This is a genomic window from Clostridium sp., assembly GCF_036643715.1.
In the GTDB taxonomy this organism is placed as follows: Bacteria; Bacillota; Clostridia; order Clostridiales; family Clostridiaceae; genus Clostridium.
Genome location: NZ_JAVXRL010000006.1, coordinates 48,872 through 63,676 on the forward strand (window position 1 = coordinate 48,872; position 14,805 = coordinate 63,676).

General features: G+C 30.2%; 16 protein-coding genes. All 16 read left to right on the forward strand.

The window, feature by feature from the left end; translation table 11 throughout:
• Positions 1-142 precede the first annotated feature (142 nt).
• Positions 143-601: a ribosome maturation factor RimP gene (gene rimP / locus RSF37_RS03335; protein ID WP_332562969.1), complete on the forward strand. Its 459-nt coding sequence runs from the start codon at positions 143-145 to the stop codon at positions 599-601.
• Between the two features lie 15 nt (positions 602-616).
• The gene (gene nusA, locus RSF37_RS03340; RefSeq protein WP_332562970.1) at positions 617-1,732 is read left to right on the forward strand and encodes a transcription termination factor NusA; all 1,116 of its coding nucleotides are present in this window, start codon (positions 617-619) and stop codon (positions 1,730-1,732) included.
• Positions 1,733-1,745: 13 nt separating this feature from the next.
• Positions 1,746-2,012, forward strand: a complete 267-nt coding sequence (gene rnpM / locus RSF37_RS03345) for an RNase P modulator RnpM (RefSeq protein ID WP_332562971.1) — start codon at positions 1,746-1,748, stop codon at positions 2,010-2,012.
• Positions 2,005-2,322: a ribosomal L7Ae/L30e/S12e/Gadd45 family protein gene (locus RSF37_RS03350; RefSeq protein WP_332562972.1), complete on the forward strand. Its 318-nt coding sequence runs from the start codon at positions 2,005-2,007 to the stop codon at positions 2,320-2,322. The genes rnpM and RSF37_RS03350 overlap by 8 nt, the downstream gene beginning before the upstream one ends.
• A 14-nt stretch (positions 2,323-2,336) precedes the next feature.
• Positions 2,337-4,385: a translation initiation factor IF-2 gene (gene infB / locus RSF37_RS03355; protein ID WP_332562973.1), complete on the forward strand. Its 2,049-nt coding sequence runs from the start codon at positions 2,337-2,339 to the stop codon at positions 4,383-4,385.
• 19 nt (positions 4,386-4,404) lie between these two features.
• The gene (rbfA, locus tag RSF37_RS03360; protein ID WP_332562974.1) at positions 4,405-4,755 is read left to right on the forward strand and encodes a 30S ribosome-binding factor RbfA; all 351 of its coding nucleotides are present in this window, start codon (positions 4,405-4,407) and stop codon (positions 4,753-4,755) included.
• 1 nt (position 4,756) lies between these two features.
• A complete protein-coding gene (locus RSF37_RS03365) occupies positions 4,757-5,743 on the forward strand; it encodes a DHH family phosphoesterase (RefSeq protein WP_332562975.1) in 987 nt (328 codons plus the stop codon).
• Entirely contained in the window at positions 5,731-6,606 is an 876-nt protein-coding gene (gene truB / locus RSF37_RS03370; protein WP_332562976.1) for a tRNA pseudouridine(55) synthase TruB, read from the forward strand. The genes RSF37_RS03365 and truB overlap by 13 nt, the downstream gene beginning before the upstream one ends.
• Before the next feature lie 21 nt (positions 6,607-6,627).
• Positions 6,628-7,554 (forward strand): bifunctional riboflavin kinase/FAD synthetase, encoded by a 927-nt coding sequence (locus tag RSF37_RS03375; protein WP_332562977.1) that lies wholly within the window; start codon positions 6,628-6,630, stop codon positions 7,552-7,554.
• 116 nt (positions 7,555-7,670) lie between these two features.
• Positions 7,671-7,934: a 30S ribosomal protein S15 gene (rpsO, locus tag RSF37_RS03380; protein ID WP_332562978.1), complete on the forward strand. Its 264-nt coding sequence runs from the start codon at positions 7,671-7,673 to the stop codon at positions 7,932-7,934.
• 76 nt (positions 7,935-8,010) lie between these two features.
• Positions 8,011-10,122: a polyribonucleotide nucleotidyltransferase gene (locus RSF37_RS03385; protein WP_332562979.1), complete on the forward strand. Its 2,112-nt coding sequence runs from the start codon at positions 8,011-8,013 to the stop codon at positions 10,120-10,122.
• Positions 10,123-10,170: 48 nt separating this feature from the next.
• On the forward strand, positions 10,171-11,478 hold the full coding sequence (locus RSF37_RS03390; protein WP_332562980.1) for a M16 family metallopeptidase: 1,308 nt from the start codon (positions 10,171-10,173) through the stop codon (positions 11,476-11,478).
• Positions 11,479-11,546: 68 nt separating this feature from the next.
• Complete coding sequence (locus RSF37_RS03395) at positions 11,547-11,837, forward strand: YlmC/YmxH family sporulation protein (RefSeq protein ID WP_332562981.1); 291 nt, start codon at positions 11,547-11,549, stop codon at positions 11,835-11,837.
• Positions 11,838-11,855: 18 nt separating this feature from the next.
• Entirely contained in the window at positions 11,856-13,055 is a 1,200-nt protein-coding gene (gene dapG, locus RSF37_RS03400; RefSeq protein ID WP_332562982.1) for an aspartate kinase, read from the forward strand.
• Between the two features lie 76 nt (positions 13,056-13,131).
• Positions 13,132-13,830, forward strand: a complete 699-nt coding sequence (locus RSF37_RS03405; protein WP_332562983.1) for a ClpP family protease — start codon at positions 13,132-13,134, stop codon at positions 13,828-13,830.
• Between the two features lie 96 nt (positions 13,831-13,926).
• On the forward strand, positions 13,927-14,805 hold an 879-nt coding region (locus RSF37_RS03410; RefSeq protein WP_332562984.1), incomplete at its 3' end, for a DNA translocase FtsK 4TM domain-containing protein.

Consider the following 14,805-nt stretch of genomic DNA (forward strand, 5'->3'; position numbering starts at 1 on the left):
ATAAAGGAGTGGGAGAGTTAATTTGCCCGCTCTTTCTGTTTGAAACGCAACTAATTTAGTTGCGTTTTTAATTAAAAAAATAGAATTCTAGATATTTGGGAATAATACTATTAAAATTGAATATTGCAAAGGAGGGTAACATATGAAAAAAGATGCCTTAATAGAAAAAATAGAAGAACTAGTTCTCCCAATAACTGATGAACTAGGATATGAGTTATATCATACTCAGTTTGTTAAAGAAGATGGAGAAAATTATTTAAGAATATATATAGATAAAGAAGAAGGCATAGCACTTGCTGATTGTGAAAAAGTATCAAGAAGAGTTAGTGAAATGCTAGATGAAGAAGATCCAATTCAAAGCTCATACTTTTTAGAAGTTTCTTCACCTGGAATAAACAGAGGTTTATTTAAGGATGAACATTTTGAAAAGAATATTGGCAATGAAATATTTGTAAAATTTACAGGTTCATTAAACGGACGTAAAAATATAAAAGGTATACTAAAATCTTGTGATACTGATTTTATAGAAGTTGAAGGTGAAATCAATATGAAATTACCAAAAGAAAAAATAAAATCAGCTAATTTAGAAGGGGAACTGTAAAAGGAGGATAAAAAAATGAACGAAGAGTTTATAGGTGCTCTTAAAGAGATCGTTAAAGAAAAAGGAATATGTGAGGACTTAATATTTACAACAATTGAAGATGCAATGGTTGCAGCATATAAGAAAAATTATGCTAATCAATATACTTCAGCTCAAAATGTTAAAGTTACTATAGATAGAGAAACTGGAGAAATCAGAGTATATGCTCAAAAAGTAGTTGTGGATGAAGTTTATGATGAAGTAACAGAAATAAGCTTAGAAGAAGCAAAAGAGATAAATCCAAAATATGCTGTTGATGATGTAGTTGATATCGAAGTTACACCAAGAAACTTTGGAAGAGTAGCAGCTCAACTTGCAAAACAAGTAGTAACACAAAGAATCAAAGAAGCTGAAAGAAATATAGTTTATAGCGAATACAAAGACAAAGAATTTGATATCATAACTGGTACAATTCTTAGAAAAGATAAAGGATTAGTATTTGTTACTTTAGGAAAACTTGAAGGTGTTATTGGACCTAATGAGCAAATGAAAGGTGAAGAGTATAATTTCAATGAAAAATTAAAATTATATATAGTTGAAGTTAAAAATACATCAAAAGGTGCTCAAATACATGTTTCAAGAACACATCCAGGATTAGTTAAAAGACTATTTGAATTAGAAGTTCCTGAAATATATGATGGAGTTGTTGAAATCAAAAGTATTTCAAGAGAAGCTGGTTCAAGAAGTAAAATAGCAGTTTATTCAAATGATGAATCTGTAGATGCTATGGGAGCTTGTGTTGGTCCTAAAGGAATTAGAGTTCAAAATATAGTTAATGAACTTAAAAATGAAAAGATTGATATTATAAAATGGAGCAATGATGCAGCAGAATTTATAGCAAACTCACTAAGCCCTGCAAAGGTATTAGAAGTTCAAGTGAATGAAGAAGATAAAACTGCTAAAGTTGTTGTAGATGATAGTCAACTTTCCCTTGCAATTGGTAAAGAAGGTCAAAATGTTAGATTAGCAGCTAAGCTTACTAACTGGAAGATTGATATTAAGAGCAAAGCACAAGCTTTAAAAGAAGAGGAAGAAGAAATAATCGAAGAATCACAAATAGAAAATATAGAGTCACAAGAAATATCAGAATAAGCGGGGTGTTTTTATGAAAACAAAAAAAATACCTTTAAGAATGTGCACTGGATGTATGGAAATGAAGCCCAAAAAAGAGCTTATAAGAGTTGTTAGATCAAAAGAGGGAGAAGTTTCTGTTGATTTAACTGGTAAAAAAGCTGGAAGAGGAGCTTATGTCTGTAAATCTAAAGATTGTTTAGAAAAAGCTTTCAAAACTAGAAGATTAAGTAGAAATCTTGAAGTTCAAATAAGCGAAGAAATATATATTAGACTAAGGGAAGAAATGGATCATGAATAAATTTTTCAATTTTCTAGGTTTAGCTAAAAGATCAGGTAACCTTATTGAAGGTTACAGTAAATGTAATGAATTAAGAAACAAGAAAAGAATGTATCTTTTTATTATTTCTAAAGATGCATCAGAATCAACAAGAAATAAGTTTGTAAAACATTGTAATGAAAAAAATATACCATATATAGAAGATTTCTCTAAAGAGGATTTAGGCGCTGGAATAGGAAAAGACGAAATAAAAGTTTTGTCAATCCAAGATAAAAATATGGCTAATAAATTACTAGCTCTTTATGAGGAGGACAATATATGTAGAAATTAATCGGGGGTGACTGTATGTCAAAAATTAGAGTATATGAATTAGCAAAAGAGCTTAATATAAGTTCAAAGGATTTAATCGAGTTATTAATGGATGAGTTCAACATAGAAGTCAAAAATCACATGAGTGTTATAGAGGACGAAGATGCAGAACTTATAAAGGAACTTTTAGGAAACCAAAGTTCTTCAGAAAACAAGGAAGATGTTGTTGAAGAATACGAAAAAATAGCTGACGAAGAAGCTAATAAAGGTGCTAAAAAGAAAAAGAAAAACAAGAAAGATTCAAAAGACGAAGATGAATCAGATGTTATTGAAACAGTAATTGAAGTTGGAGAAACTATAACAGTTAAAGAACTTGCAGAGAAACTTAATAAGCCTACTGCAGATGTTATAAAAACTCTTATATTTACAGGCGTTATGGCTGGAATAAATCAAGAGATAGATTTCGAAACAGCTGAGAAAGTATGTGAAAAATACGAAGTTTTAATTGGTGCTAAAGAAGAAACAGCAGAATTAGACGTATTAGAGATGGAAGAAGATACAGAAGAGAATCTTCAAAAAAGACCTCCAATTGTAACTGTAATGGGTCACGTTGATCACGGTAAGACATCACTTTTAGATGGAATAAGAAAAGCGAAAGTTACTGCAACAGAAGCTGGTGGAATAACTCAACATATAGGAGCTTACACAGTTAATGTTAATGGAGAAGAGATTACATTCTTAGATACTCCAGGACATGAAGCTTTTACAGCTATGAGAGCTAGAGGAGCACAAATAACAGATGTTGTTATTTTAGTTGTTGCTGCTGATGATGGAATTATGCCTCAAACAAAAGAAGCTATAAATCACTGTAAAGCTGCTGGAGTACCGATGGTTGTTGCAATAAACAAAATAGATAGACCAAATGCTAATATAGAAAAAGTTAAACAAGAATTAACTGAATATGGGTTAGTTTCAGAAGACTGGGGTGGAGATACAGTTTGTGTTCCAGTTTCAGCTAAGCAAGGTGAGGGAATAGATACATTATTAGAAATGGTACTATTAACTTCAGAAATGTTAGAGCTTAAAGCTAATGCTAACAGAAAAGCAAAAGGAACTGTAATAGAAGCTAAACTTGATAAAGGTAGAGGAGCTGTTGCAAGTTTACTAGTTCAAAATGGTACATTACATGTTGGAGATTCAATATTAGTTGGATCAACATACGGAAGAGTAAGAGCTATGTTTGATGATACTGGTAAAAAGATTAAATCAGCAGGACCTTCAATTCCAGTAGAAATACTTGGATTATCAGAAGTTCCATCAGCAGGAGACAGATTTAACCAAGTTAAAGATGAAAAAACTGCTAGAAATATGGCTGAATTAAGAAAGCAAAAAGAAAAGAATGATACATTAAATGCTAGACATAGAGTATCACTTGAAGATTTATATAGCCAAATAAAAGAGGGTACTGTAAAAGAACTTGATATAATAGTTAAAGCAGACGTTCAAGGTTCAGTTGAGGCTATAAGACAATCACTTGAAAAGTTATCAACAGATGATGTTAAAGTTAGAGTAATACACGGTGGTGTTGGTGCTATAACTGAAACAGATATAACTCTTGCAAGTGCATCAAATGCTATAGTTATAGGATTTAACGTAAGACCTGACACTAATGCAGTAAATGCATCAGAAAAAGAAGGCGTAGATGTTAAGACTTATAGAATAATATATGATGCAATAGATGATGTTAAATCAGCTATGATAGGAATGCTTGAGCCAGAATATAAGGAAGTTATATTAGGTAAGGCTGAAGTAAGAGAAACTTACAAGATATCAAGTGTTGGAACTATAGCTGGAGCATATGTCTTAGATGGTAAAATTACAAGAAATTCAGATATAAGAGTAATTAGAGATGGTATTGTAGTATTCGAATCAACTTTAGCTTCATTAAAGAGATTTAAAGATGATGCTAAGGAAGTTAGAAGTGGATATGAATGTGGTTTAAGCGTTGAAAAATTCAATGATATCAAAGAAGGAGATATTATTGAAGCTTACACAATGGAAGCCATAATAAGAAAAGAACTTTAATATTTAAGAGGTGATAGGTATGGCTAATTACAGAGGCGGAAGAATAAACGAAGAAGTAAAAAAAGTAGTAAGTAATTTAATTCAAAATGAAATAAAAGATCCAAGATTAACTGCTATGATATCAGTTACTTCAGTTGAAGTAACTAGAGATTTAGGATATGCAAAAATATTTGTAAGTATATTTGCAAACAGTAAAGAGGAAAAAGAGGCTAACTTAAAAGCTCTAAAGAGTGCTAGCGGATTTATAAGAAGAGAAGTAGGCCGTAAAGTTAAGCTAAGAGTTACCCCTCAAATAATTTTTGAATTAGATGAGTCAATTGATTATGGAATGAAAATCGATGGGCTGATAAGAAAGGCTAAGGAACAATAATATGGCACTTAAGGATATTAAAAAGTTTATCATTGAGGCTAATAAAATTGGTATTACCTTCCACACATCACCAGATGGAGATGCTATAGGCAGTGCATTAGGATTATTTAATGGACTTAGAGAACTTGGAAAGGAAGTGTATATTTTATCAAAAGATACACTTCCAGAAAGTCTCTCTTTCCTTCCTTTCTCTGAAGAAATAAATGGAGAAATTGCAGAACCTAAAGAAGGTACTGATTTAGTTATAGTATTAGATTGCGGAAATGTAGATAGAATATCAGCAAACCTTTCAGGATTTAAGGGGATGGTAATTAATATAGATCATCATATATCAAATGATAAGTATGGCTTTATTAATTATGTTGACACTACTGCTGCTGCTACTGCTGAAATAGTTTATTTATTATTGAAAGAAATTGGATTTGAATTTTCGGTAAAAGAAGATATATTAACGAGAATAGGGACTTGTCTCTATACATCGTTAGTAACTGATACTGGATCATTTAGACATTCTAATGTTACTCAAAGAACACATGAAATAGCAGGAACATTAATAGGTGTTGGTGTTAATAATTCTGAAATATATAATAAATTATTTGACAATAGAAGTATAAACAAACTTAACCTTATGGGATATGCCTTCCAAAATGCTAAACTATACTTTGATGGTAAAGTTGTGGCTGTTGCTCTAGATAATGATACACTTAGAAAATTTGATGGAGAAAAAGAAGATACATCAGATATTATAGGTAATTTACTTAGCATTAAATCAGTTGAGGTTGCTGTGCTTCTTAAGGAAGTTTCAGAAGGCGTTAAATCTAGCCTTAGATCTAAAAGCAATTTTGATGTTAGAAGAATTGCAGAACAATTTGATGGCGGTGGCCATCCTAAAGCATCAGGACTTATTCAACGAGGAGTTCCACTTAGAATTGCAAAAGATAATCTTTTAAATGCTATCGAAAGAGAGATTAAAAAATGCAAGGCGTAATTAATGTTTTTAAAAATCCTAAGATGACATCATTTGATGTTGTACGGAAAATTAAAAAAATTGCCAATGAAAAAAAAGTAGGACATACAGGTACATTAGATCCAGAAGCTTTAGGTGTTTTGCCAGTTTGTTTAGGTAAAGCAACAAAAATTATTGATTATATAATGATAGCTCCTAAAACTTATAAGGTAAAACTTGAACTTGGATTTAAAACAACAACTTATGACTTAGAAGGTGAAGTTTTAGATCGAAAAGAGGTTAATCATTTAAGTGAAGATGAAGTGTTAGATGTAGTTAATTCTTTTAAAGGTACTTATAGTCAAATACCACCTATGTACTCAGCTCTTAAGAAAAATGGAGTTAGACTTTATGATTTAGCTAGACAAGGTATAGAGGTAGAAAGAGAAGGAAGAGATATTACTATACACGATATAACTGATATAGAAATAAATATTCCTGAAGTTATTATGACTGTAACCTGTTCTAAAGGAACATATATAAGAAGCTTATGCTATGATATTGGTGAAAAACTTGGTGTATATGGAACTATGGTAAATTTAAGAAGAACTGCAACATCAATATTTAAAGAAGAAGACAGTATTAACATAAATGAATTAACAGAAGAAAATATAGAAGACTATTTAATTCCAATTGATAAGGCTTTAGATGCCTATGAGAAAATTGTTATAAATAATAGATTTAGAGATTTACTTATAAATGGTGCTAAAGTATATGATAAAAGATTATTAAATAGTGAAGCTGAATTTAATACTTTATATAGAGTATATGATGAAGATGGTTTTTTTATTGGTCTTGGTAAAAAAGATGAAGGCGGTTTTAAGTTAGAAAAGCTATTAATGTAACTTAGGAGAATGCTAAAGGATATGAAGGTAGTGGATGGAAAAGTAACTAACAAAAAAGATGAGTACTATGTTGCACTTGGAAGTTTTGATGGTTTACATAAAGGTCATTTAACATTAATTCATGAATGTATTAAACTTGCAAATGAAGATAAATGTAAAAGTATGGTTTTTACATTTAGAAATCATCCAAGAACTGTTATTAATCCAAAAAGTGACTTGAAATATTTAATGGATAATGAAGAAAAATTACATATTTTAAAAATTGAAGGAATTAATAAAGTTGTTCTTGTGGACTTTGATGAAGAGTTCATGAAGTTGTCTCCAGAAGGATTTATTGAAAAACTTTGTAGTGACTACAATATTAGAGGTATTATTGTAGGATTTAACTATAGATTTGGACATAAAAATTTAGGGGATACTGATCTTTTAGAGAAACTTTCATCAAAATATAACTATAAAATTAAGATAATAAAACCAATGATGTTTAACGAAAGTGTTATTAGTAGTACTAGGATAAGAGAATCTTTAAATAAAGGTAATATTTGCGGAAGCAATAAGATGTTAACAAGACCGTATTGTATTAGAGGAGAAGTTGAAAAGGGAAAACAACTTGGTAGAACTATAGGTTTTCCAACTGCAAATCTAAAATATAATAAAGATAAATTAATTCCTAAAAAGGGTGTATATTACACTAATGTTAAGTGGAAAGATACAATATATAAAGGAATTACTTCGGTTGGTAGCAATCCAACTGTAAATGGTCAAAAATTAACAATTGAAACTTTTATTCTAGATTTTGATAAATATATATATGATGAAGAAATTAGTATATATTTCTTAGAAAGAATACGAGATGAGAAGAAGTTTGATTCATTAGAAAAGTTGAAAAAACAGCTAAAAAAAGATGAAGAATATGCAAAAATGAAAGAAATTGACGTTATTATATAAATTTTATTTACAATATTCTATTGTTTTGTTATAATAATAGCGTAAACCTAGTCCTATGTTATAAGGTCGCCATCTTATTACATGGAACTAAGGGGATATTTTACGGAGGTGTAATTATGGAAAAGGCAAGAAAACAAGAAATAATTAAAGAATTTGGTAGAAGTGAACATGATACAGGATCAGCAGAAGTTCAAATAGCTTTATTAAGTGAAAGAATAGCTGAATTAACTGAACATTTAAAAGTTCACAAGAAAGATCACCACTCAAGAAGAGGACTATTAATGATGGTAGGACAAAGAAGAGGTCTTTTAAACTACTTAGCAAAGCAAGATATCGAAAGATATAGAGCTATAATCAAAAAATTAGGTTTAAGAAGATAGCTTAGAGCGGGTAAAACCGCTCTATTATTTTAAACTCGTTAGAAAAATTTGTAAACAAGGTGAAAGGAGGTCCTTTATGAGGAACACACTTAGTACAGTAATAGCTGGAAGAGAAATGAAAGTTGAATGTGGCGACTTTGGTATGTTATCAAATGCTGCTATCTTAATGAGCTATGGAGATACTGTAATATTAACAAATGTAAACAAGTCAGAAGAACCAAGAGCTGGAATTGACTTTTTCCCTTTAAGTGTTGAATATGAAGAAAGATTATATTCAGTAGGAAAGATTCCAGGAGGATTTATTAAGAGAGAAGGAAGACCATCAGAAAAGGCTATTCTACACGGAAGAGCAGTTGATAGAACAATAAGACCATTATTCCCAAAGGGATATAGAAATGATGTTCAAGTTGTATGCACAGTTGTTTCAGTTGAAAAGGATAACCTGCCAGAAATATTAGCAATAAATGCAGCATCAATGGGATTATCATTATCAAGCATACCTTATAATATGCCAGTTGCTGGAGTTCAAGTTGGGCTAATTGATGGTAACTTTGTATTGAATCCTACATCAGCAGAAAGAGAACAAAGTATATTAGAACTTACAGTTTGTTCTACTAAAGAAAAGGTAATGATGATTGAAGCTGGTGGAAATGAAATAGATGAAGATACTATGATAAAGGCTATCGAATTTGGATTTGAAGCAGGAAAGAAAATCATTGCATTCCAAGAAGAAGCTATGGCTAAATTTGGCAAAGCTAAAGAAGAAGCCGTTGTTTTTTCAGTAGACAAAGAAGTAGAAGATGATGTTAAAGCTTTTGCTAGTGATATGGTTAAAGAAGCAATGTATATCATTGATAAAGATGAAAGAAATGCTAAGATGGATGCAGTAAATAAGCAAGTATATGCTGAATTTGCTGAAAAACATGCTGGTAAAGAAGGAGATATAAAAGAAATTCTTTACACAATGCAGAAAAAAGTTGTTAGAAACATGCTTTTAGAAGATAAAAGAAGACCAGATGGAAGAGCGTTTGATCAAATAAGACCACTTGGATGCGAAGTTTCTATTCTTCCAAGAACACATGGTACTGGATTATTTACAAGAGGATTAACTCAAGTAATGACAGTAGCTACTTTAGGATCAGTTAGTGAAATCCAAATTCTAGATGGTATAGATGAAGCAGAATCAAAAAGATATATGCATCATTATAATTTCCCAGCATACAGTGTTGGAGAAGTAAGACCACTTAGAGGTCCAGGAAGAAGAGAAATTGGTCATGGTGCTTTAGCAGAAAGAGCATTAGAACCATTAATACCTTCAGAAGAAGAATTCCCATATACTATTAGATTAGTATCAGAAGTATTAAGCTCAAATGGATCAACATCACAAGCATCTGTTTGTGGATCAACATTAGCATTATTAGATGCGGGTGTACCACTTAAGAGGCCAGCAGCTGGTATCGCAATGGGACTTATTACATCAGAAGATTTATCTGAAGAAGAAGTGTTAACAGATATTCAAGGAATAGAAGACTTCTTTGGAGATATGGACTTTAAGGTTGCAGGTACTGAAGTTGGAATTACTTCAATACAAGTTGATACTAAACTTCAAGGTTTAAGTTTTAATGTTGTAGAAACTGCAATAAAAAATGCTAAGAAAGCTAGAATGGTTATTTTAGATAAAATTAATGAATGTATAGATGTACCAAGAAACGATGTTTCTGAATATGCACCAAAAACTTCAATAATGAAAATTAACCCAGATAAGATTAGAGATGTAATCGGAGCTGGTGGCAAGGTTATAAATAAAATTATTGAAGATACAGGCGTTAAGATTGATATAAAAGAAGATGGAACAGTATTTGTATCCTCTGTAGATCATGATGGTGTAAATAAAGCACTTAAAATAATTGAAGGCTTAACAAAAGAAGTTAAGGTTGGAGAAATTTACTTAGGTAAAGTAACTAAGATAGCAACTTTTGGAGCATTTGTTGAAATTCTTCCGAATAAAGAAGGGTTAGTTCATATATCAAAACTTGATAAAGAGAGAGTAAACAAAGTTGAAGATATTGTTTCAGTTGGTGATGAGATACTTGTTAAAGTAACTGAAATAGATAATCAAGGCAGAATCAACTTATCAAGAAAAGATGCACTTCCAGAAGAAGAAAAAGAAGAAAAACAAGATAAGTAATATTAAAAGGGCAAGGTAATTGCCTTTTTTTTACTAGAGGAGGCTTTTATGCATAAAATTTTTACACTAAAAAATGGACTAAGAGTGGTAATGGATAAAATAGATGGGGTTAATTCAGTTAGTGTAGGAGTAATGATTAAAAATGGGTCAAGAAATGAGAATTTGGAATTGAATGGTATTTCTCATTTTATTGAACATATGTTTTTCAAGGGCACATACAAAAGATCATCTAAGGAAATAGCAGAAGAAGTAGAAAATGTTGGCGGACAGATGAATGCTTTTACAAGCAAGGAATCAACTTGTTACTATATAAAATCTCTAAGTACACATTTGGATATTTCTTTAGATATATTATCAGACATGTTATTAAATTCAAAATTTGATGAAGAAGATATAGAGAAGGAAAAGGGCGTCGTAATTGAGGAAATTAATATGAATGAAGACAATCCGGAGGATGTTTTAGATAATTTACATTCAAAAGCATCATTTGGCGATAATTCATTAGCATATCCTATTCTTGGAACTATAGATAAGATTAAGAATTTATCAAGAGACAAAATAGTAGAGTTTATAAATCAAAAATATACACCTTATAATTCAGTAATATCTATATGTGGAAAGTTCGATGAAAGAGAAGTTGAAGATCTTGTTGAAAAATATTTTGGTATATGGGAAAGTGATAACAAATATGAACCAGAATATGAAGCTTCACTTGTTGAGGAAAATTCAGTTTTCGCAAAAAAGGAAATCGAACAATTACATATTTCGCTTGGACTTCAAGGGCTTCCTTTTGAAGATGATAAAGGATATGCGTTGGTTTTGCTTAATAATATTTTAGGTGGAGGAGCATCATCTATATTATTTCAAAAAGTTCGGGAAGAGTTAGGGTTATGTTATGCAATATATTCATATATTCAACCGTTTCAAAAGGCTGGGATAATTAATATTTATGTAGGACTTAGCAAAGAGTATGCAGACAAAGCTCTTAAAGTAATTAAGAGAGAAGTTTTAAAATTTGCTAAAGATGGTATAACTGATGAAGAACTTAGAATAAATAAAGAAAAAATAAAGGCTAATTATATATTAGGATTAGAGAGTACTAGTTCTAAAATGTTTGCTAATGCGAAATCTTTATTATTGAGAAATAGGATAAGGACTGAAGACGAGGTTATAAAAAAGATTGATAATATATCAAAGGAAGATATAGATTATGTTCTAAAAAAATGTTTTGGTAGAGGTGTTGTAAACACAGCATATGTAGGCCCTGAAATAGATAGAGTCTATTTAGATTCATGTATATATGTAGACTCTAAAGCCTATGATAATTCTAGAAAATTAGATAAAATTAAGTTATAATGTTAAAGTAATATATCTCTCCTTAGTTTCATATAATTTACGTATGAATATTAGGGAGGGATTAATATATGTACGTACAAGGTGACCAAAATATAAAATATCTTAGTGAACTAGAAAGATACGAACTTATAAATATTAATGATGGAGAAAAATATGATTATTTACAAAATAATGATTTGGTAATTGATGATGAGGGTAATATTAGATACCTTTTAATCGATGCATCTTCATCTAAGTTTAGTATATTCGGTGGGGCTAGAGAGATATTAGAAATTGATTGGAGTGCAGTACAGAAAGTTGGGGCAAAAACAATAATACTAGATGCCGATGATAAAAGTATAAAGAGGGCAAAGGTATGAATTAAAGGGGGAAAACCTATGAAAATTGTAGTACAAAAATTTGGTGGCACATCTGTATCTACAAAAGAGAGAAGAAATCGTGTAGTAGAAAAAGTAAAACATGCTATTGAGGAAGGATTTTCACCAGTAGTAGTAGTTTCAGCAATGGGAAGAAGTGGAGATCCATACGCAACAGACACTCTGTTATCTTTAGTTGATGAAAAATTTAAAGGAACAAATAAACTAGCATCAGACTTATTAATGTGTTGTGGCGAAATAATTAGTTCTGTAGTTATGAGCAATGAATTATTTAAAGTTGGTATTGACTCTATTCCACTTACAGGAGGTCAAGCTGGTATAAAGACTGATAGTGTGTTTGCAGACGCATCACATAATGACGTTGATCCGAAACAAATACTAGACTTAGTTTCTAAGGGAAGAGTTCCAGTAGTTACAGGGTTCCAAGGAATTACCGAAGATGGATTCTTTACTACACTAGGTAGAGGTGGAAGTGATACAAGTGCAGCTATACTTGGTGTGGCGTTAAATGCTGATCAGATAGAAATATATACAGATGTTGATGGTATAATGACAGCAGATCCTAGAATTGTTAAAGATGCATCTTTAATTAATGTAATTAGTTATAATGAGGTATTCCAGTTAGCGGAACAAGGGGCTAAGGTAATACATCCAAGAGCTGTAGACATTGCAATGAAGAGTAATGTTCCATTATTTATTAAAAATACTATGAGTGACGCTAAAGGAACTTTGATAAATAATAATGGAGATGTCAATAATACTAAGATAATAACAGGTATTACACATCAAAATGATAGAATACAAGTTAGAATAAAAGCTAAAGAGAATACTGGTAATCAAAAGTATAAGGATTTATTGAGTTTACTTGCAGCTAATAAAATAAGTTTGGATTTAATAAATATTTTTCCTGAACAACAAATATTTACTATAGGCAAAGATAAGAAAGAACAACTTAAAAACATATTAGAAGCTGTAGGAATTAAATATTCGTTAAAAGAAAATTGTAGTCAATTGGCAATTGTTGGTTCAAGAATGACGGGTATACCTGGAGTTATTGCAAGAATAATCCAATCTTTAAATGATAATAATATTGAAGTTTTACAAACAGCCGATTCACATATGACTATATGGTGCTTGATTGATTCTGAAAATGTAACTAAAGCGATTAATGCACTTCATAAATCTTTTGAATTATCATAATGTCTAAGTTTAAAATTTAAAATAAGTATAAAATAATTCCTCTTGTACAAACTAAAAACGTATAGGAGGAATGTTTATGAGTATTAAATTTTTTAGCGGAGAAGAAGAAAAAGAAGAAAGAGAAGATAAAAATATTCAATCAATAAAGGAATTTGGAAATACAGGTGTAGTAAATCCAAATGAAAGAGTGCGTGTGTTACCGATAATTGGTCAAATTGAAGGTCATATGGTATCACCAGCTCAAAATAAATCTACTAAGTATGAGCATATAATTCCCCAATTAATAGATGTTGAACAAAATGATAATGTCAAAGGGGTACTTATAGTGTTAAATACTGTAGGTGGAGATGTCGAGGCGGGGCTAGGCATTGCTGAAATGATTAATTCATTATCTAAACCAACTGTATCAATTGTTATTGGCGGTGGACATTCAATTGGAGTACCACTTGCAACCTCATCAGAGTATTCATTTATAACTCCATCTGCAACTATGATTGTTCATCCTATAAGGATGAATGGGTTTATAATTGGAGTATCACAAACCTTCGAGTATTTTAAAAAGATGCAAGAAAGAATTAATGATTTTATAGTAAGGACTTCTAATATCAAAAATGATGAGCTAGATAGTCTATTAAGACAACAAGGTGATTTATTAAATGATGTTGGAACGATATTAATAGGAAATCAAGCAGTTGAATGTGGATTGATAAATGAAGTGGGAGGATTAAAAGAAGCCATTTCAAAATTAAATTCATTAATAGATTTACATGAATAAAATAAAATCAGCTATAAATATTTATGGCTGATTTTATTATGTTTATAAAGGAATTTAATTTGATTTGTAGAAAATAATAAAGTGGGGTGATTATTTTTGACTAAGAAAAATAAAAAGAACAATATGAAAAAAAATAAAAAGAATAAAAATGAAGATATATTTGGAGTTTTATATATAGCAATTGGAATATTGCTTTCAGTTGCAATATATACTGATTTTATAGGGGTATTGTCCACTGTTTCTCAAAGGTTATCTCATTTATTAATAGGCGTTGGTTCATATATATTACCTATATATATATTATATTTAGGTTATGAATATATAAAGACAAAAGGAAATATTACTCTAAATATTAAATTTTATGGAATTACAATATACGTTATTATAACAATTTTAATTTTTTCAACTATATATATTCAGATGTTAACCAATTTGAACTCTTTTGGAGACGGAATTCAAAACATAATAAAAATGAAGTCAATTTTAAATGGAGGTATTTTAGGTTATACAGTAGCATATCCTTTGTATAAGTTTTTAGGAAGTATAGGTTCATATATAATTTATACTGCACTTATTGGAATTGCTACCATCATTACTTTTGATATTACACTTTATGATGTTGGAATCTGTGTTAAAAAAAATAGTAAAAAAATAAAAAAAACTAAAATTAAAAAACAAGAGCAAAATAAATATGACGAAAATAAGGATATAGATGACACTTTTATTAAAGTATCTAAAAAAGAAGAGAGTAGTAGTTACAAAAAAGAATTTTTAAATGGTGTTAACAGTAAAATAAAAATTCTTGATTTTATGAAAAATTCTTCTTTAGATGATGAGGATGAATATTTTAATGAAAGTGATGAAAAAGAAGCAGTTGCAAATTTAAACGAATCAAAAATAGATGATTTTTTAGACAACACAAATAAAGCTAATAATACTTATAAAAAAGAAAAAGTGGACAATGATTTAAAGGAA